Here is an 18,337-nt window from a genome sequence, read left to right on the forward strand (position 1 = left end):
CCATGCCGAACGCCTGCTCGTGGCATGCGAACGACACTCTTTGTAGCGTGAAGTGGAGCCCATGACTGGACTCCGGCGTTCGCCGTCACACGTTTACGTCATGTCAACCTTAATGCCGGCGGCGCGGGTGGCATATGGTTGCGAATCGATTATTGTGCAGTGCACAACGCGCCATCAACAGCCGCTTACAAAAGAGGAGCCCTCCATGAGCAACACCCCGAATTACGAAGTCCCGACCGAGATGCGCGATTTCGCCGAGAAGAGCGTTGACCAAGCCCGCAAGGCTTTCGACAGCTTCATGGGCGCTGCTCGCCGCACGGCCGACACGGTCCAGGGTTCGGCCGAGGTGGCCCGCAACAATGCGCAGAACGCCTCGTCGCGCGGTTTCGAATATGCCGAGCAGAACGTCAATGCGGCGTTCGACTTCGCCAAGCGCCTCGTGCGCGCGAAGGACGTGCAGGAAGCCATGCAGATCCAGGCCGATTTCGTCCGCAGCCAGTTCGCGGCGATGCAAAGCCAGGCGAAGGAGTTCAGCGGCATCGCGCAGAGCGCCATGCAGGAAGGCGCCGAGCGCGCCAAGTCCGCCATGCAGCAGGGTGCCGATGAGGCTCGCCGCGCCATGGAGCAGGGCCGCGACGCCGCCAACCAGACGGCCGAGAACGTCCAGAACGCCGCCGAGCGTTCGACCAACCACTGATTCGGTTCGTCCGGGTCCCTGACTAGGTAGACGGCCCGCCCCACCCTGGGGCGGGCCGTCTCGTTTTCGCCCCCATTCCCACGGAGAGCGGCGAAGCGGGGCCGATGCGGCTCGAGTGGAAATGGGAGTGCGACGATGAACGGATTCCGTGGCGGAGCGCGCTGGCTCTGCGGCGCCCTGGGTGCGCTGACCCTCGCCTCGTCGGTCACGACGGCCGACGCTCAATATTACGATGGCCCGCGCGAGGGCTATTACCGCCGCGCCCCGGCCTACGAAGAGGAATACGCACCGCCGCCGCGCCGCCGGGTTGTGCGCGAGGCGGGCTACAATTGCGATGCCGTGCAGCAGGGGCTGACCGGGCCGAAGCCTTATTCCTGCCCGCTGCCGGGCCCGCGCCCGCTGGGCGCCCGTTGCTTCTGCGATCTGCCGATCGCTTCGTTCAGCCCGGCGCAGACTGCCGTGGGCCGCGTCGTTCCGTAGAAATGAAAACGCCCTGCGCGGCTGTCGAGGCCGGGCAGGGCGCCTTTTGCTTCAGAAGGCGTCGATCAGTTCAGGACGACGACCTTCGCGCCGACCTTCACGCGCTCATAGAGATCGCTGACATCGTCGTTCGTCATGCGGATGCAGCCCGATGACACGGCCTGCCCGATCGTGTCCGGCTCGTTGGAGCCATGGATGCGGTACTCGGTGCCGCCGATATACATGGCGCGGGCGCCGAGCGGGTTCTCGATGCCGCCAGCCATGTAGCGCGGCAGGTCGGGGCGGCGGGCAAGCATCGCCTTCGGCGGCACCCACGACGGCCACTCCTTCTTGGCGGTGATCGTCTTCACGCCGCTCCACGTGAAGCCCGGACGGCCGACGCCGACGCCGTAGCGCAGGGCCTCACCATTGCCGAGGACGAGGTAGAGCCGCCGCTCGGAGGTGGAGACCACCATCGTGCCCGGCGCGTAGTTGCCCGAGAAGGCCACCACTTCGCGCGGAATCGGCTGGACCTGCGCCTGCGGTGCGGCCTGCACGCCCTGGCCGTAGCTCGGGTTGTAGGTGCCCTGGTAACCGTAGGGGCTCTGTTCGGCGTAGTAATCCTCCGCATCGTTCTGACCGAAGGGGTCGTAGGACGAAGCGGCGAAGGCGGGAGCGGAAAGAACGCAGATGCCGAGGAGCGCTGCGAGCGCAGTGACCGAGGTCTTCATGGTGCCTGCCTGTGCAATAACCTTTGCCGTTACAAGCGTGAGCATGGCACCTCGGTTCCACGACCGTACTGCGAATTTTATTCCCTCCGCGAATACGTAAGTTTTGATGATTCGACTGCTCTTTGGCGATTCGTCCCGGCGTGCGGCTTCCGGGCCACAAGGATACGGTTTGTGACTCGCGTCGACCCGCGCTAGAGCGAGCCGCCATGTCTCACAACACGTTCGGCCACCTGTTCCGCGTCACGACCTTCGGCGAGAGCCACGGGGTGGCGCTCGGCTGCGTCGTCGATGGCTGCCCGCCGGGTTTGATCCTCGAAGCCGAGGAGATTCAGGCGGAGCTGGACCGTCGCAAGCCGGGAACGTCGCGCTTCACCACGCAGCGGCGCGAACCCGATCAGGTGAAGATCCTGTCCGGCGTCTTCTCCGACGATCGCACCGGCGGGCGCCAGCTCACCACCGGAACGCCGATCGCGCTGATGATCGAGAATACGGATCAGCGCTCGAAGGATTATTCCGAGATCCGCGACAGCTACCGGCCCGGCCATGCGGACTACACCTACGACGCCAAGTACGGCATCCGCGACTACCGGGGCGGCGGTCGCTCCTCCGCGCGCGAGACCGCCGCGCGGGTGGCGGCGGGCGCCGTGGCGCGGAAGGTCGTGCCGGGCGTCACGATCCGGGCCGCCCTCGTTCAGATGGGCCCCCACGCCATCGACCGCAGCCGGTGGGACTGGGACGAGGTGGGCAACAATCCGTTCTTCTGCCCCGATGCGGAGACGGCGCGCTTCTACGAGGAGTATCTCGACGGCATCCGGAAAGATGGCTCATCGGTCGGCGCGGTGATCGAGGTGGTGGCCGAGGGCGTGCCGCCGGGGCTCGGCGCACCGGTCTACGGCAAGCTCGACGCGGACCTCGCCGCGGCGATGATGTCGATCAACGCGGTGAAGGGGGTCGAGATCGGCGACGGCTTCGCGGCGGCGGCCCTGCGCGGCGAGGACAATGCGGATGAAATGCGCTCCGGCAACGGTGGCCGCCCGCGCTTCCTCGCGAATCATGCAGGCGGCATCCTCGGGGGTATCTCCAACGGCGAGCCGGTGGTGGTGCGCTTCGCGGTGAAGCCGACCTCCTCGATCCTCACCCCCCGCCAATCGGTGAGCCGCGACGGCGCCGAGCTCGACCTGATCACCAAGGGCCGTCACGACCCCTGCGTCGGCATCCGCGCTGTGCCGGTCGCGGAGGCGATGATGGCGTGCGTGCTGGCGGACCATTATCTGCGCCATCGTGGTCAGGTGGGGCAGCCCTGACAGGTAAGGCCGATCCCGCGCGGGACGTTCATGAGTTTAGGAAGCCTGACGTGAGCCATTCCACCGTCACCGAAGTGATCTCCGCCTTCGCCCGCGGCGAGATCGTCGTCGTCACCGACGATGACGACCGCGAGAACGAGGGCGATCTCGTCGTCGCCGCCTCGCTCTGCACGCCGGAGAAGATGGCCTTCATCATCCGCAACACCTGCGGCATCGTCTGCGCGCCCCTGACGGTCGCTGAGGCGCGGCGCCTACGCCTCGATCCGATGGTCGCCTCGAACGACGCGCCGCTGGGCACGGCCTTCACCGTCACCGTCGACGTGAAGCACGGGCTCACCACCGGCATCTCGGCCGAGCAGCGCTGCAACACCGTGCGGGCGCTCGCCAACGGCAACATGGGCGCCGCCGATTTCGTGCGGCCCGGCCACGTCTTTCCGCTGATTGCCCGCGACGGCGGCGTGTTGATGCGCTCGGGCCATACCGAGGCTGCGGTCGACCTGTGCAAGCTCGCGGACCTGCCGCCGGTCGGTGTGATCTGCGAACTCGCCAACGACGACGGCACGGTGATGAAGGGGCCGCAGATCGACGCCTTCGCGCAGACGCACAACCTCAAGCGGATTTCGGTGGCCGACCTCATCGCCTACCGGCAGTCCCGCGACCGTCTGGTTGAGCGCGTCGGGCATTTCCCCGTGCAGTCGGCGCACGGCACCGTGACCGCCCATGCCTACACGACGCCCTTTGAGAGCATCCAGCAATTCGCCTTCGTGATGGGCGATATCGGTGACGGTCGCGACGTTCTGGTGCGCCTACATCGTTCGAACGTGGCGGCCGATGTGATCGGCGGAGGCCAGCAGATCGACTCGGTCCTGCGTCGCTTCGCGGAGAAGGGCAGGGGCGTCCTGGTCTACCTGCGCGACGGGACGGCGGGCGTTCCCCTCAAGAGCGTCACCGACGAGGGGGCCGAGGCGGCGCGCGCCCGGCAATGGCGCGAGATCGGCCTCGGCGCCCAAATCCTGCGCGACCTCGGCGTCGTCTCGATCCGCAATCTCGCGACCTCGTCGCGCTCCTATGTCGGCCTCTCGGGCTTCGGCATCGAGCTTCTGGGCGACGAGCCTCTCTAGGCCGAGAGGGCGCGGATCAATTCGTGATCCGCGCCTGCGCTCCGGCGGCCAAGAACATCTGCTGGACGGCGGTATTGATCTCGCTCGGCGAGTCGGCCGCGTAGGCGTAGCTCGACGACGACGCGCAGGACGCGAGGTTCGAGGATATCGAACTCGCCAGATAATCCTTGACGAAGGTGAACACGCTGTTGAGCGTCGCGCTGCTGCTCTGCAGGTTTGCCGGGGGCACGATGTACTTCGTGTTCAAGGTCATGAGCGTATAGCCCTTCGACTTGATCGTTGCGCAGGCCGACGGATCGAAGGACTGGATGTAGATGGGCACGGAAAAGCCGGTGAGGCTTTTGCAGTTCGGATTCTGGCAGGGACTATAGGGCGTGAAATTGGGGTCGTAGCCATCGACCCAGTTGCTGCCGGATTTCACTTTCATGTCCGAATCCTGCACCCCGTCGGTGATCAGCATCACGAACCCTTGGGCGGTGTTGGATGTCAGCCCGTTGCCGTCGGTATTGAGAGTGTTGCCGAGCGTTTTCAGGCTGTAGCTCGTGTTGGTGCCGCCGTCCTTGGCGGCGTCGGTGATGTCCAGGCCCTGCACTGTCGTGACGGCGTCCGAGATGGCCGTCGACAGGGGAAAGACGTTCGCGAACTGGGTGCTCATCGTCCAGACCGAGACCTTGAAACGGCTCGCGTTGCCCGAGGCGATAATCTGCTTCAGGGCGGTGACGACGGCGTTCTTGGCCACATCGATGCGCAACGTCGCGCCCTTGTTGCGGGCGAGGTCGGTCGTGTTGGTGTGGTGGCAGGCGACGGCGCAGCCACCGGTCGCGTTGTAGACGATCTGCTGATCGGCCGTGGTGGCGCCGATGCCCATCGAGGATGACGTGTCGATCACGATATGGATGTTCGTGAAGGCTGGGATCGTGAGGGTCGAGCTGGCGGTGCCGGTGAAGCTCGCGGTCGTGGTGCCGAGCGCGCGCATGAAGATCGTCGGCATTGAGAAGGCATAGGACGTCGTTGCGCTGAGCGTCCGGCCCGAAGCCGTCATGGTGATGGTCGGCGTCGGCGCCGTGCCGGGGAGCGTGCCGGTATTCGCCTTGAACTGCGCGGCCGCCTGGGCCTTCCCGACATCCATGGCGGACGAGGTGGGATCGCCCTGGCCGGTGTAGCTGACGATATAGGTTTGTGCGCTGGTGATCGCCGCGACCACCGCCGCGTCGGCCGCGTGATCCAGCTTCGCCTTCGCAGCCAGCTCCATCCCGTAATCGATGGACAGACCGATGAAACCGACCATCGGGATCGCCGAGAAGGCGAAGATCGGGGTGAGGCTTCCCCGGCGCTCGTTCCAGGCACGGCGCAGGAAAGAGGGCACGCGACGGAAGCGCATGAACAGTCCGGCTGGCGTCGTCATGAGGTTCCGTAAGACCGCTGGGGGCGTTGCGCCGGGATGGGTCGGAGGCATGGGTCAATAGCCCGGGCAGGCCAGCCCGAAGCCGTCATCGCCGCTCACGACCTTGTACTTGAGCGTGCTGACGTATCGGGGGTTGATGTATGAGGACCGCCTGAGCGTGACGCTGTTCAGCAGACCCGTGAACACCACGGGCGACCATGTGTAGGTCACGTCCGCGACGACGACGTAGAGCGGCGGGCCGTTGCCCCCCTGTGGGCTGGCCACCGGCGTAAACAGGCTGGCGGGCAGGGTCGCGGTGCTCGGGCGGCTCGTATCGGTGGTCGATGTCGGGCGGACGGCGCAGGCGCGCTCCTTGGCTGCCCCGGTCCAATTCACGTTGGCGACGTAGGTGCAGTTGCTCGTGCAGCCGCTGACCGTCGGCGCGAAGCTGATTCCGGCGAGCGAGATCGTGATGTCGTTCGACCAGGCAATGCCCTTGCGGGTGGCGTCGCTTAACACCTTGGGGAAGGTCAGCATCGCGGAGTCGAAAGCGTAGTGCAGGTCCGTGTAGGAGACGGTCGTGTCCGAATCCGCCGCCAGAAGCTCCGCGATGGAATTGGCCGTGTCGGTGAGCTGGCGCGACTGACGCACGAAACTGGAATACTCGAAGATGCAGGCCGAGATGGCCAGCAGCGCCGGGAAGATCAGCGAGAACTCGACGGCCGCGACGCCCCTGCGATCACGGCGGAAACGAGCCCGGATGTCGCGACACCCCATCGTCAGCAATTCGCATAGGCCGCGCCGTTGCCGTAGGGCTCGGCCTTGAAGGTCGCGGTCGACATCAGGACGTTGACCTGGCGGCCATTGTAGATCGTCGGGGATTGCCCGGCGAACAGCATGGTGAAGTAGCTGACGGGATAGAGAATCTGCACCACTACGTATTGTCCGCCGGAGCCGGGGCAGAACTTGTTGGCGGTGGCATTGAGCGCTGGAACGATAAGGGCGCTCTGTCCCGTGTTGACGTACGAGTAATAGCCGGTCGGGTTCGTACCTGCGGGCACGAGGCTCACATTCACGAAGATATCCGCGCAGCTGAAATTCGCGGGGAGCTTCGGGCACACCACCGACGTGCGGAACGTGCTCGCGCTCATGCCGGCGGTCGAGACCGCGCCCGTCATCACCGCGCGCGCGCTCTTGTTCGCGGCGTAATCGAGTGCGGACATCATGAAGAAGGTGTAGCCGACCTCGAACACACCCATGAGCGTCAGCATGAACGGGACCGCCAGGATCCCGAACTCCACCGCCGTCGTGCCCGCCCGATCTTTTCGGAAGCGGCGGGCCGCACGGTTCATCGTGGCTGAGGGCGGTGCCATCGTGCGGCAGCAAACTCTTTCTCCCCGAAAGAGTACCACTGCACGCGAATGACTAATGAAATATGCAACTAACGAGCGAGCGCCAAGGTGAAACGAAGAAAGCTCTTCGCGATCCTTATCGCTTGCTTGCGGGTGCTGGAAAACTGGACGCTCTTATCGGATCGCCCCGCTCGTCGCCTCGACGGGCTTGGAGTCTCTCACGAAACTCCCGCTGCGCTGTCGAGGCCAGGGGCAGAACTCCTGGTGAACGAGACGTTTGTGAGGAGCTCTCAGTGGCCCATCAACGCGTTGACATGGGCGGAGACGGAGCGGGACAGCCCTTCCAGACTGTAGCCGCCCTCCAGCACGGAGACGACGCGCCCGCCCGCGCTGCGCTCGGCGGCCTCCATGAGGCGCCGGGTCGCCCAAGCGAAATCCTCGGCCTCGAGACGCAGATTCGCCAGGGGATCGAGACGGTGCGCGTCGAACCCCGCCGAGATGATGATGAGATCCGGACGGAAGGCTTCGAGTCGCGACAGAATTCCGTTTTCGAACGCCTCGCGGAAGACCTCGCCGTCGTCGTTGGCGTGCAGGGGCACGTTGACGATGGTGTTCTTCTCGCCCCGTTCGGAGGCGGCACCGCTGCCGGGGTAGAGCGGCATCTGGTGGGTGGAGCAGTAGAGCACCGCGCCGTCGTCCCAGAAGATGTCCTGGCTGCCGTTGCCGTGATGGACGTCCCAATCGACCAGGGCCACGCGGTCCACGTTGAAGGCTGCGCGCGCATGGCGGGCCGCGATGGCCGCGTGATTGAACAGGCAGAAGCCCATCGCCCGAGTCTTCTCGGCGTGGTGGCCGGGCGGGCGCATGGCGACGAAGGCGTTGGAGGCCTCCCCGCGCATCACCGCGTCCACGGCATGGATGGCACCGCCCGTCGCGCGCAACGCTGCCTCCATGCTGCCGGGCGACAGGATCGTGTCGGAATCGATGCCGACCATGCCCGTTTCCGGCACCGCCGCCATCAGGGCATCGACATATTCGGCCGGGTGGGCCAGCGTTGCCACGGAGGGCTCGGCCCGTGGGGCCTGAACCCGCACGAGCGCGGAGAACCGCTCGTCCTCCAGGGCCTGCTCGATCGCGCGCATGCGCGCCGGACGCTCCGGATGCCCCTCCGGGACTACGTGGTCGAAGCTCGCGGGATGGCTGACGTAGAGGGTCGTCACGCGGGCTGTCTCCCGAAATGCACTCTGCCGCGCCGCTGCAACAGGAGCCGGCAATGTGCCACGGCCGAAGGGCGCGGACCATGGGTTGAAAGCGGAAGCCTAGGGATCGCGGCATTTTTCGAAACCCAACGGGCCTCGCGCGCCGCCGCGAAGGGAGCGTGGTCATTCTCCGCTAACGAAACACGGCAACCTTCGAATAAGCCTCTCTCGTTGTCAGGTGTTTACCTGAAGATCCGTTCAGATTTGCGTGTTAACCTCTGGAAGATCAGCCGCCTCGTACTGTCGGATACACGGAACGACAGGGGCGACCTCGAAGAAGGTCGCGGAGGCAGCGATCATGATCCAGATCTCGGTTGAACAGTTCTGCAACCATGCCGTCTCGGCGGGTGAGATTTCCGCGGAGGACCTCCTCGTCCTCAAGCGCGAGGTGTTGATGGACGGCATCACCCATCGCGAGGAGGTCGACCTCTTGATCGCCTTGCAGCGCGCCGTGCCGTCCTCCGAGGATTTCGCCGACTTCCTTACCGCGATGGTCGTGGACTACGTGGTGTGGGGCGAGCGCTCCACCGGCTACGTCGATCGCGAGACCGCGTCCTGGCTCGCCGCCACCTTGACCGGCCGTACCGGCCCGACCCCGGTCGCCGCCCGGATCGCTCAGGAGATCGTCCGCGAGGCGCAAGGATCGTCCGAGTCGCTGACCGCCTTCGCCCTTGAAGCGAACTCCTGGGTCCGCGAGCCTGCAACCCGCTCCCGCCGCCACTTCGCCCTCGCGGCGTGATCGGCGTTGCCGCACAGCTTCCGTCCGCGACATATCTGATTTATCGGATCAAATAAGCCGGTCTGCAATCCGGCGATCCGATGCAGGGCGGCTTGAGTGATGTTCGACAAGATTCTGATCGCTAACCGCGGCGAGATCGCTTGCCGTGTGATCAAGACCGCGCGGCGCATGGGCATCAAGACCGTGGCTGTCTACTCGGACGCCGACCGGGATGCCGTGCATGTCGCGATGGCCGACGAGGCTGTCCATATCGGCCCGGCCGCCGCCTCGCAGTCCTATCTGGTGATCGAGAAGATCGTCGAGGCCTGCAAGCAGACCGGCGCTCAGGCCGTGCATCCGGGTTACGGCTTCTTGTCCGAGCGCGAGGCCTTCCCGAAGGCGCTTGAAGCCGCCGGCATCGTGTTCATCGGTCCGAATCCCGGCGCCATCGCCGCCATGGGCGACAAGATCGAATCGAAGAAGGCCGCCGCGGCCGCCAACGTCTCCACCGTCCCGGGCTTCCTCGGCATCATCGAAAGCCCCGAGCACGCCGTGAAGATCGCCGACGAGATCGGCTATCCGGTGATGATCAAGGCCTCCGCAGGCGGCGGCGGCAAGGGCATGCGCATCGCCCATTCGGCCGACGAAGTCGCGGAGGGCTTCGCCCGCGCCAAGTCCGAGGCGTCGTCCTCCTTCGGTGACGACCGTGTGTTCGTCGAGAAGTTCATCACGGACCCGCGCCACATCGAGATCCAGGTGATCGGCGACAAGCACGGCAACGTGATCTACCTCGGCGAGCGCGAGTGCTCGATCCAGCGCCGCAACCAGAAGGTGATCGAAGAGGCGCCGTCGCCGCTCCTCGATGAGGAGACCCGCCGCAAGATGGGCGAGCAGGCCGTCGCCCTCGCCAAGGCGGTGAACTACGATTCGGCTGGCACGGTCGAGTTCGTCGCGGGGCAGGACAAGTCGTTCTACTTCCTCGAGATGAACACCCGCCTCCAGGTGGAGCATCCGGTCACCGAGATGATCACCGGCCTCGACCTCGTCGAGCTGATGATCCGCGTTGCGGCGGGCGAGACGCTGCCGCTCACGCAGGAGCAGGTGAAGCTCAACGGCTGGGCTGTGGAAAGCCGCGTCTACGCCGAGGACCCGACCCGCAACTTCCTGCCGTCCATCGGCCGCCTGACCACCTACCAGCCGCCGGAAGAGGGCCGGGTGGGCGAGGCCATCGTCCGCAACGACACCGGCGTGGAGGAGGGTGGCGAGATCGCGATCCACTACGATCCGATGATCGCCAAGCTCGTGACCTGGGCGCCGACGCGCCTTGAGGCGATCAAGTCGCAAGGGGAGGCGCTGGACGCCTTCGCCATCGACGGCATCCGCCACAACATCCCGTTCCTCTCGGCGCTGATGGCCCATCCGCGCTGGCAGGAAGGACGGCTTTCCACCGGCTTCATCGCCGAGGAATTCCCGAACGGCTTCACCGCGCCGGAGCCGGAGGGCATCGTCGCGACCCGGATGATGGCGGCTGCGGCGGCCATCGACCACAAGCTCAACCAGCGCAAGCGCGGCATCAGCGGCCAGATGCGCGCCCCCGGCCTGTTCGACTTCGAGAAGGAGCGGGTGGTGTCGCTCGCGGGCGAGCGAATTGCCGTGACGGTCGAGAGCGAGGGCGACGGCGTGCGCGTGACCCGCGAGGACGGCACCGCGCTGAGCGTCGCCAGCACGTGGCTGCCGGGCCAGCCGGTCTGGATCGGCACGATCGACGGCGAGCGCGTCGCCATCCAGGTGCGCGGCCTGCTGAACGGCGTGTTCCTGCAGCATGCCGGCGCGGCGGCCGAGGCGCGGGTCTATACCCGTCGCGAGGCCGAACTCGCCATCCTGATGCCGGTGAAGGAGCAGGCGGGCTCGGGGAAGCAGGTGCTCTGCCCGATGCCCGGCCTCGTGAAGCAGATCCTCGTGGCCGAGGGCCAGGAGGTGAAGAACGGCGAGCCGATCGCGGTCGTCGAGGCGATGAAGATGGAGAACGTCCTGCGGGCCGAGCGCGATGCCACGGTCGGCAAGATCCACGCGAAGGAGGGCGACAGTCTCGCCGTCGACGCGGTGATCCTCGAATTCGCGTGAGCCCCAGGCGAACGTCACGGCCATCCATAACGAGCAGACGAAGCTCCTGGCGACGGCGTTGAATAACGTCGCCGTCGCCTACGTCGTCATCGGGTTCGTAACGCCGATGACGGCGTTCAGCTTCGGCGTCTCCACCGCTCCGCCGCTGAAGCTGGCGACCCTGCTGTTCGTCTTGCTCTGGCTTTGCGCTGGGGCCATCATACATTGGACGGCGAGACGGGTGCTTCGGAGCCTGAGGCTATGAGTTCCGGCGAGATCTTCGTCATCTTTGTGATCCCGGCGGCGGGCGTGATCCTGGCCTATGCCGCGATGCGGGCCAACGAATGGGCCCTGGCCCGCGCCCGCGAACGGGGTGAGTAACGTCGCAATACGCCGCGTCTTTTGCCGCTCTACTTCGCCTACGGCGCCAATATGGACGCCGCCGCCATGGCCCGGCGATGCCCCGTCTCGCGCCTGATCGGCCGGGGGCAGCTGCCGGGATATCGGTTCATCGTCATGCGCGAGGGCTATGCCTCGGTGGTGGCTTGTCCAGGGCGACTCGTTCACGGTGTCCTGTGGGAACTCGCCCTCGACGACATACCGGCCCTCGACCGCTACGAGGGTGTGTCGGGTGGGCTCTACACCAAGGCGTATCTACCGGTGCGGACGGCCGAGGGAGTGCGCCGAGCACTGATCTATCTCGGTCGCTCGACAGCGCCGGGGCGTCCGAGGCCCGGCTATCTCGAAGCCGTGCTCGCGGCAGCGACGGCGGCGCAACTGCCCGCGCCCTACATCCGCGAGCTCGGTGGCTGGCTGCGCGGGCCGCCGCCATGACGATCACCGAATGGGAAGGCGTGGCATGAGCGACGAGCGTACCGTGTCCGCCATCATCCGGGGGCGCGTTCAGGGCGTGTCCTACCGCGCCTGGACCAAGGACAAGGCCGCGGGGCTCGGCCTGTCGGGCTACGTCCGCAACCTGCCCGATGGGAGCGTCGAGGCCCTGTTCAGCGGACCGGCCGAGACCGTGGAGCGAATGCTCGCCCTCTGCCGTAAAGGGCCGCTCCTCGCGCGTGTCGATGACGTCGCCGTCACGGAGGGTGCCGAAGCGCCCGCAAGACCGGGCTTCACTGTCGAGCGGGGCTGATCATCACCAGAGGGCGGTTCTGTCGGGACGATCCGGCTGGTAAGGCCGGGGCCCGATCCGTGTCCCACTGTGCACCGGAGACCATGCCCAATCTGCCCGCCGGCTCCGGCTTCTCGCCCCTCGATCTCGCGGCCTTGCTGTACTTCCTGGCGGCCTGGACGGCCTACGGCATCTCGGTGAGCCGTCTCAGCGGGACACGCATCTCGCTCAGCCGCATCATGGACCGTCACCGGGGGAACTGGGCGCGGCAGGTGATCGTGCGCGACAACCGGGTGGTCGACACGCAGATCAACGCATCGCTTCAGAACGGCACGGCCTTCTTCGCCTCCACCTCGCTCATCGCGCTGGGTTCGGTGCTGACCCTGTCGCGCTCGGGCGACGAGGTGATCAACATGTTCGCCATGCTGCCCTTCGGCACGGTCGCCAACCGGCTGACCTGGGAGGTGAAGGTCGCGGGGTTGGCCTTCGTCTTCACCTACGCCTTCTTCAAATTCGCCTGGGCCTACCGGCTGTTCAATTACAGCGCGATCCTCCTGGGCGCGGTCCCGCCCCGGGGGACGGACCTGCCCGAATCCGAGATGCTGCGTACGGTCAGCCGGATCGCGGCGATGAATGTCAGCGCGGGCAGTCATTTCGCGCGGGGGCAGCGGGCATTCTTCTTCGCGCTCGCCTATCTCGGCTGGTTCGTGGGGCCGCTCATCCTGTTCGGCTCCACCACCTTCGTCGTGTGCGTGATGTGGCATCGCCAATTCGGATCGCGCATCCGGCGGGAATTGCTGGCCTTGGGCGAATGTGCGCACGAAGGCCCGTTGGACGGGAGAAAACGATGAGTACCGATGCCGATGCCATCGAGGCGACGTTGCTGCGCCTCGTCGCCGAGCGCGGCGCGGGAAAGACGATCTGCCCATCGGAAGTGGCGCGGGCGCTCGGCGGCCCGCATCCGGATGGATGGGGGCCTCTGATGCAACCGGTGCGGCGCGTCGCGGTGCGTCTGGCCCATGAGGGCCGGGTCGCGATCCTGCGGAAAGGCCGCCCGGTCGATCCTGATGATTTCCGGGGGATCTACCGGCTGGCATTGCCCGAAGGCGGGGGTGAGGCCGGACCCGGAAGCCAGTCGGGGATATAGCCCGCGAGCTTGTAGGCCAACAGGCCGACCCATTCCTTGGCGGCGAGGTCGAGCTGGAGCAGCCCGTCCGAACTGAAGCTGTGAAAATGAAGCAGGTCGCTCCATCCCCTGGTCCGGTAATCGACCGGGAAGGCCTCGACCGTGAAGCCCGCCTGTCGGAAGCAGCCGACGGCTCGCGGCATGTGCCAGGCCGAAGTCAGCAGCAGCCAGGTTTCGCCGGGCTTCGGGTGAACGAGCGCCGCCGTGAAGGTGGCGTTCTCGCGGGTGTTGCGCGAGTGGCTTTCGAGGATCAGTCGGCTGCGGGGCAGGCCGATCGCATCCGCGTGGCGGCTGACCATGTCGGCCTCGGACGTGCCGCCTCCGAGGATGCCGCTGCCGCCCGAGAAGACGAGCCGCGCCTTCGGAAAGCGGCGGGCCAAGTCCGCGAAGTAGATCGGCCGCTCGCCCGCATCATTGACCACGACCTGATCCCGCGCCGCCGAGAGGCCGGTCTCGATCCCACCGCCGAGCATGATGATCCCGGTGGGCTCGAGGCCCTCGGTCGCGAAGGCGGGGAACCGCTGTTCCAGTGGGAGGATCACGAGGTCCGAGAGCGGCGACATCCCCGCCAGAAGCAGGCCGAGCGTGCCTGATAGGACGAGGGTCGAGCCCGTGCGCCGAAGCCGCGTGGCGGCGAGGAGAAGGGCCCCCGCCACGCTCATCATGATCAGCAGGTTCGAAGGGGTGATCAGAAAGAAGATCAGCTTCGAGAGCGGGAAGAACATCCCGGTCAGGCCGAGCCAGTCTCGGCCTCGAACCGGGCGCGGGCGCTCGAATCCGGCGGCAGCAACCCGTAGAGGCTCACGCCCTTCTCGGCCTCGCGCTGGAGCCACAGGTCGAGGCGCTGCTGCTCCACGGCCTCCAGGGCGATCTGCTCCGCCCTCTCCGGCGGAATCACCACGACTCCGTCCGGGCCACAGACCACGATGTCGCCGGGATGGACTGCCGCGCCACCGCAGGCCACGGGCTGCCAGCTGCCCGCGAGCGACAGGCCCCCGAGCGCGCCGCCCTGCGCGGCCCAGACCGGCAGGCCGATCTCCTCCGAGAGGGACGCGTCAGTGACGAGCCCCGCCGCGCCGCGGCTCGACAGGCGGCCTGCGATGATCGCGCCGAAGGGCAGGGGGCGTCCCGTGCCCGCCGCGTCGATGACGACGACCGCGCCCTCTGGCACCGATTCGATCGCGGTCGCGAGGTCGCCGATGCCCTCGCCCCGGGCGGGCACGAGGCGCAGGGTGTGGGCCGGACCGACGATGGTGGTGCCGGAACGCTTGCCGAGATGGGCGGGCGCGAAGTCGCGAAGGCCCGCCCGTTCGAGCGCGCGCCCGATGCTGGCCGTGGTGACGGCGCTCAGGGCATCGCGCAGGGTGGGGTCGATCGCCATACGGACGCTCCAGCTCTTCGTAGTCTGATCTTGGCAGCAAAGGTGGCGGTGGGGATGGCGTGGGTCCGGCGGCAACGCAAGGGCGGCCGGGACCGATCCCTCGGCTCAGCCGACTGGTTCTCCCAGCGCGCGGGCGGCGCCGGGGCGCACGGCGATGTGCTCGTACCAGCGGCGCAAATTCGGGCGCTCCTGGCGCTCGGCCGGCAGGTTTAGCCAGCGATGCGCGGCGCAGCCCAGCGCGATGTCGGCGATGCCGAAGCTCTCGCCCACCGCATAGTCCCGCCCGGCGAGATGCGCGTCGAGGATTGCGGCATAGACCTCCGAGGCCGCGAGCGAGGCGGCAATGAGGTCCCGGTTCGGATCGGCAACCCGGAATAGCTGCCAGAACGCATCGCGCATGGCGGGGGTGAAGCTCGTCGCCTGCCAATCGACCCATTGCTCGACATGGGCGCGCTGGCGCGAGTCGGTGGGGAGAGCCAGAGCCGGGCTCTGCGAGGCGACGTAGCGAAGGATCGCGTTCGATTCCCACAGGAAGAAGCCGTCCTCCTCGAGGGTCGGCACCAGCCCGTTCGGGTTCATCGCGCGATAGGCGGGTTCGCGCACCACGCCATGGGCGCCGCCCGCATCGAGCCGCTCATAGGCCCACTCCGCCTCGTCCAGCGCCCAGACGGCCTTCTGGACGTTCACCGAACTCAGTCGGCCCCAGAGCCTGCGCATCATCGGGTCTCCTCGGGTGGGTAGGGATGGGTTCGCCCGGCGGGGTCGGATACCGCCATGCCGGCCTCGGTCCGGTGAATGTAGGTTGGTCCCACCGGCACCTTGCCGTGCCCGCCGGGGATGTCGAGCACGTAAGTCGGCTGCGCGAGCCCTGACAGGCGCCCACGCAAGTCTCGCATCAGCGCCTGCCCCTCCGCGATGCCGGTGCGCAGATGGCTTGTTCCCGGCGCGAGATCGCCGTGATGCAGGTAGTAGGGCTTGATCCGGTTCTCCACGAAGACGCGCATCAACGCCTCCAGGGTGGCGGCATCGTCGTTGACCCCGCGCAACAGCACCGACTGGCTCACCATCGGGATGCCGGCATCCACGAATCGCGCGCAGGCTTCGCGGGCCGCCGCGGTGAACTCGCGCGGGTGATTGGCGTGAAGCGCCACGAACACCGCACCGCCGAACCGGGACAGCGCCTTCACGAGGCCATCCGTCACGAGGGCGGGCTGCACCACCGGCACGCGGGTATGGAGGCGCAGCACCTTCACATGGGGGATGGCGCGCAGACGCTCGGCGATCATCCCGAGCCGCCGGGGCGAGAGCGCCAGGGGATCGCCCCCCGTCAGCACCACCTCCCAGATCGCCGGATCGGCCGCGATATAGGCGAAGGCCGCCTCGAATTGTGCCTCGGTAAGGGTGCCGAGCCCGTCGGGGCCGACGCTCTCCCGGCGGAAGCAGAAGCGGCAATAGACCGGGCAGATATGGAGCGGCTTCAGCAACACCCGGTCCGGGTAGCGGTGGATGAGGCCGGGCATCTTCTCATGCGTGCCATCCCCGATCGGGTCGGCTCGCTCTTCCGGGGTGGCCTTCAGTTCCTCGGCCCGCGGCACGAACTGGCGGGCGATGGGGTCGGCGGGATCGGCCGGGTCGATCAATTCCGCCATGTCGGGGGTGATCGACAGGGCGTAGCGGGCCAGCACCGGGCGGAGGGCCGCGAGGTCCTCTTCCGTAGCCAGACCGGCGGCCAGCAATTGCTCCGGGTGGCGCAGGATCCCGCTCACGGCGCGGTCTCCGCGACGGGCGTCCACAACACGTCCTCGATCCGCCCGGCGCCGCAGGCGAGCATCACCAGCCTGTCGAAGCCCAGCGCGATGCCCGAGGCCTCCGGCATCGCCGCCAGGGCGGTGAGGAATTCCTCATCGATCGGATAACGCTCCCCGTAGACGCGCTCCTTCTCGTCCATCTCCGCCTCGAAACGGCGACGCTGCTCGGCGGGGTCGGTGAGTTCGCCGAAGGCGTTGGCGAGTTCGACACCGCAGGCATAGAGCTCGAAACGCTCGGCCACGCGGGGATCGTGCGGCGCGGGCCGGGCGAGGGCGGCCTCGCTGATCGGGTATTCGCACAGGATCGTCGGCCGCCCCATGCCGAGATGGGGCTCCACCCGTGCGACCAGCACCCGGGAGAACAGGTCGGCGAAGGTGTCGTCCTCTGCCACCCGCAGGCCCACCCGCGCGACATCGGCGGCGAGGCGGTCGCGGTCCGTCGTGCCGTCCGCCGCGATGCAGGCCAGGAGATCGATCCCCGCATGGCGATCGAAGGCCTGCGCGAGCGTGATCCGTTCGGGTGCTGCGAAGGGATCGGCTTCGCGCCCCCGCCACGTGAAGGTCTTCGCTCCCGCCGTCTCGGCGGCGAGCGCCATGAGGTCGGCGGCATCTCGCATCAGGATCTCGTAGCCCTCGCCCGCGCGATACCATTCGAGCATCGTGAATTCGGGGTGGTGCAGGGGCCCGCGCTCGCGGTTGCGGAACACCCGCGCGAGGCTGAACAAGCGGCTCTCCCCCGCCGCCAGCAGCTTCTTGCAGGCGAATTCCGGCGAGGTGTGCAGATGCAGCCCGGTTCGTGCACCGCTGGCGCCGATGGCGTGCGTCGAGAAGGCCGAGAGATGCGCTTCGTTACCCGGCGAGACCTGAAGGCAGGCGGCTTCGATCTCCACGAAATCGCGAGTAGCGAACCACGCCCTGAATTGGGCGGTGATTCGGTTCCGCAGCAGCAGCCGGGGCCGCCTGTCGGCATGGCGACCTCGCGTCCACCAGGGGGAGGGGGCGTCAGCCACGGTTCCGGTGCTCCGGGGGAAGTCGTCCGGCGCGGCTGGCAACCGGGCCGCGAATGAGATAGGTGCGGACATCCGCTCGCGGAACTGCGCCTTCCGCGCGCCGCCAGAACCTCGTCAATTTAGGACCATTTCCGTGAAGGTGATCGCCTCGACGCTCCGCAAGGGCAACGTCGTCGAAAAGGACGGCAAGCTGTATGTGATCCTGTTCGCGGAGAACATCCACCCTGGCAAGGGCACGCCGGTCACGCAGCTCGACATGCGCCGCATCACCGACGGCGTGAAGGTCTCCGAGCGCTACCGCACCACCGAGCAGGTGGAGCGCGCCTTCGTGGAGGATCGCGAGCACACCTTCCTCTACAGCGACGGCGAGGGGTTCCACTTCATGAACCCCGAGAACTACGAGCAGATCGCGGTGCCGGAAGACGTGGTGGGCGATGCCGCCCCCTACCTTCAGGAAGGCATGGCGGTGATGCTGTCGGTCCATAACGGCGTGCCGCTGACCATCGAGTTGCCCCAGCGCGTCGTGCTCGAGGTCGCCGAGACCGAGCCGGTGCTCAAGGGCCAGACCGCTTCGTCCTCCTACAAGCCCGCGACGCTCTCCAACGGCGTGCGCACCACCGTGCCGCCGCACATCGCCGCCGGCACCCGCATCGTCGTGATGACCGCCGATGGCGCCTACGTCGAGCGCGCGAAGGACTGAT

The 18,337-nt window shown here is 67.1% G+C and carries 21 protein-coding genes; 11 read left to right on the plus strand and 10 right to left on the minus strand.

What is annotated here, in order from left to right; translation table 11 throughout:
• Positions 1-205 precede the first annotated feature (205 nt).
• Positions 206-697, plus strand: a complete 492-nt coding sequence (locus J4O73_RS04880) for a phasin (protein ID WP_378966600.1) — start codon at positions 206-208, stop codon at positions 695-697.
• A 135-nt stretch (positions 698-832) separates the two neighbouring features.
• Positions 833-1,177: a hypothetical protein gene (locus J4O73_RS04885; RefSeq protein ID WP_426215143.1), complete on the plus strand. Its 345-nt coding sequence runs from the start codon at positions 833-835 to the stop codon at positions 1,175-1,177.
• 65 nt (positions 1,178-1,242) lie between these two features.
• Here J4O73_RS04885 and J4O73_RS04890 read toward each other — a convergent pair whose 3' ends face one another.
• A complete protein-coding gene (locus J4O73_RS04890; RefSeq protein WP_378966596.1) occupies positions 1,243-1,887 on the minus strand; it encodes a L,D-transpeptidase in 645 nt (214 codons plus the stop codon).
• Positions 1,888-2,093: 206 nt separating this feature from the next.
• Between J4O73_RS04890 and aroC the strand changes: the two genes are divergently transcribed.
• Together aroC and ribB are read left to right on the plus strand one after the other, a co-directional pair.
• Positions 2,094-3,191: a chorismate synthase gene (aroC, locus tag J4O73_RS04895; protein WP_426215145.1), complete on the plus strand. Its 1,098-nt coding sequence runs from the start codon at positions 2,094-2,096 to the stop codon at positions 3,189-3,191.
• A gap of 50 nt (positions 3,192-3,241) precedes the next feature.
• Complete coding sequence (ribB, locus tag J4O73_RS04900; RefSeq protein WP_426215147.1) at positions 3,242-4,312, plus strand: 3,4-dihydroxy-2-butanone-4-phosphate synthase; 1,071 nt, start codon at positions 3,242-3,244, stop codon at positions 4,310-4,312.
• Positions 4,313-4,328: 16 nt separating this feature from the next.
• Here ribB and J4O73_RS04905 read toward each other — a convergent pair whose 3' ends face one another.
• The 4 genes from J4O73_RS04905 to J4O73_RS04920 all read right to left on the minus strand — a co-directional run bounded on the left by J4O73_RS04905 (position 4,329) and on the right by J4O73_RS04920 (position 8,268).
• A complete protein-coding gene (locus J4O73_RS04905; RefSeq protein ID WP_426215149.1) occupies positions 4,329-5,717 on the minus strand; it encodes a pilus assembly protein in 1,389 nt (462 codons plus the stop codon).
• A 54-nt stretch (positions 5,718-5,771) separates the two neighbouring features.
• The gene (locus tag J4O73_RS04910; RefSeq protein WP_426215151.1) at positions 5,772-6,473 is read right to left on the minus strand and encodes a TadE/TadG family type IV pilus assembly protein; all 702 of its coding nucleotides are present in this window, start codon (positions 6,471-6,473) and stop codon (positions 5,772-5,774) included.
• Between the two features lie 2 nt (positions 6,474-6,475).
• Positions 6,476-7,069 carry a TadE/TadG family type IV pilus assembly protein gene (locus J4O73_RS04915; protein ID WP_426215153.1) on the minus strand — a complete coding sequence of 198 codons (594 nt, stop codon included), beginning with the start codon at positions 7,067-7,069 and terminating at the stop codon, positions 6,476-6,478.
• Between the two features lie 269 nt (positions 7,070-7,338).
• Positions 7,339-8,268 (minus strand): histone deacetylase family protein, encoded by a 930-nt coding sequence (locus tag J4O73_RS04920; protein ID WP_426215155.1) that lies wholly within the window; start codon positions 8,266-8,268, stop codon positions 7,339-7,341.
• A gap of 337 nt (positions 8,269-8,605) precedes the next feature.
• Between J4O73_RS04920 and J4O73_RS04925 the strand changes: the two genes are divergently transcribed.
• The 6 genes from J4O73_RS04925 (at position 8,606) to J4O73_RS04950 (ending at position 13,398) form a co-directional block, all read left to right on the plus strand.
• Positions 8,606-9,046, plus strand: coding sequence for a hypothetical protein (locus J4O73_RS04925; RefSeq protein WP_426215157.1), 441 nt, complete (start codon positions 8,606-8,608; stop codon positions 9,044-9,046).
• 99 nt (positions 9,047-9,145) lie between these two features.
• Complete coding sequence (locus J4O73_RS04930; protein WP_426215159.1) at positions 9,146-11,149, plus strand: acetyl-CoA carboxylase biotin carboxylase subunit; 2,004 nt, start codon at positions 9,146-9,148, stop codon at positions 11,147-11,149.
• A gap of 381 nt (positions 11,150-11,530) precedes the next feature.
• Positions 11,531-11,962 carry a gamma-glutamylcyclotransferase family protein gene (locus tag J4O73_RS04935; RefSeq protein WP_426215161.1) on the plus strand — a complete coding sequence of 144 codons (432 nt, stop codon included), beginning with the start codon at positions 11,531-11,533 and terminating at the stop codon, positions 11,960-11,962.
• A gap of 25 nt (positions 11,963-11,987) precedes the next feature.
• Positions 11,988-12,272, plus strand: a complete 285-nt coding sequence (locus J4O73_RS04940) for an acylphosphatase (protein WP_426215163.1) — start codon at positions 11,988-11,990, stop codon at positions 12,270-12,272.
• 83 nt (positions 12,273-12,355) lie between these two features.
• Positions 12,356-13,102 carry a DUF599 domain-containing protein gene (locus J4O73_RS04945; protein ID WP_426215165.1) on the plus strand — a complete coding sequence of 249 codons (747 nt, stop codon included), beginning with the start codon at positions 12,356-12,358 and terminating at the stop codon, positions 13,100-13,102.
• Positions 13,099-13,398 carry a DUF3253 domain-containing protein gene (locus J4O73_RS04950; RefSeq protein ID WP_426215167.1) on the plus strand — a complete coding sequence of 100 codons (300 nt, stop codon included), beginning with the start codon at positions 13,099-13,101 and terminating at the stop codon, positions 13,396-13,398. Before J4O73_RS04945 ends, J4O73_RS04950 begins: the two co-directional genes overlap by 4 nt.
• Here the strand turns inward: J4O73_RS04950 and J4O73_RS04955 are convergent.
• From J4O73_RS04955 to epmA, 5 genes are all read right to left on the minus strand, one after another.
• Positions 13,335-14,162, minus strand: a complete 828-nt coding sequence (locus J4O73_RS04955) for a YdcF family protein (protein ID WP_426215169.1) — start codon at positions 14,160-14,162, stop codon at positions 13,335-13,337. The genes J4O73_RS04950 and J4O73_RS04955 overlap by 64 nt on opposite strands.
• Positions 14,163-14,167: 5 nt before the next feature.
• Positions 14,168-14,818, minus strand: coding sequence for a dimethylmenaquinone methyltransferase (locus tag J4O73_RS04960; protein WP_426215171.1), 651 nt, complete (start codon positions 14,816-14,818; stop codon positions 14,168-14,170).
• Between the two features lie 105 nt (positions 14,819-14,923).
• Complete coding sequence (locus J4O73_RS04965) at positions 14,924-15,535, minus strand: glutathione S-transferase family protein (protein ID WP_426215980.1); 612 nt, start codon at positions 15,533-15,535, stop codon at positions 14,924-14,926.
• Complete coding sequence (locus J4O73_RS04970) at positions 15,535-16,584, minus strand: lysine-2,3-aminomutase-like protein (RefSeq protein ID WP_426215173.1); 1,050 nt, start codon at positions 16,582-16,584, stop codon at positions 15,535-15,537. The genes J4O73_RS04965 and J4O73_RS04970 overlap by 1 nt, the downstream gene beginning before the upstream one ends.
• Positions 16,581-17,636, minus strand: coding sequence for an EF-P lysine aminoacylase EpmA (epmA, locus tag J4O73_RS04975; protein ID WP_426215175.1), 1,056 nt, complete (start codon positions 17,634-17,636; stop codon positions 16,581-16,583). Before epmA ends, J4O73_RS04970 begins: the two co-directional genes overlap by 4 nt.
• Positions 17,637-17,769: 133 nt before the next feature.
• Here epmA and efp point away from each other — a divergent pair, with 133 nt between their 5' ends.
• Entirely contained in the window at positions 17,770-18,336 is a 567-nt protein-coding gene (gene efp / locus J4O73_RS04980) for an elongation factor P (RefSeq protein WP_378966563.1), read from the plus strand.
• Position 18,337 lies beyond the last annotated feature (1 nt).

This window comes from Methylobacterium sp. NFXW15, assembly GCF_049887755.1.
GTDB lineage: Bacteria > Pseudomonadota > Alphaproteobacteria > Rhizobiales > Beijerinckiaceae > Methylobacterium.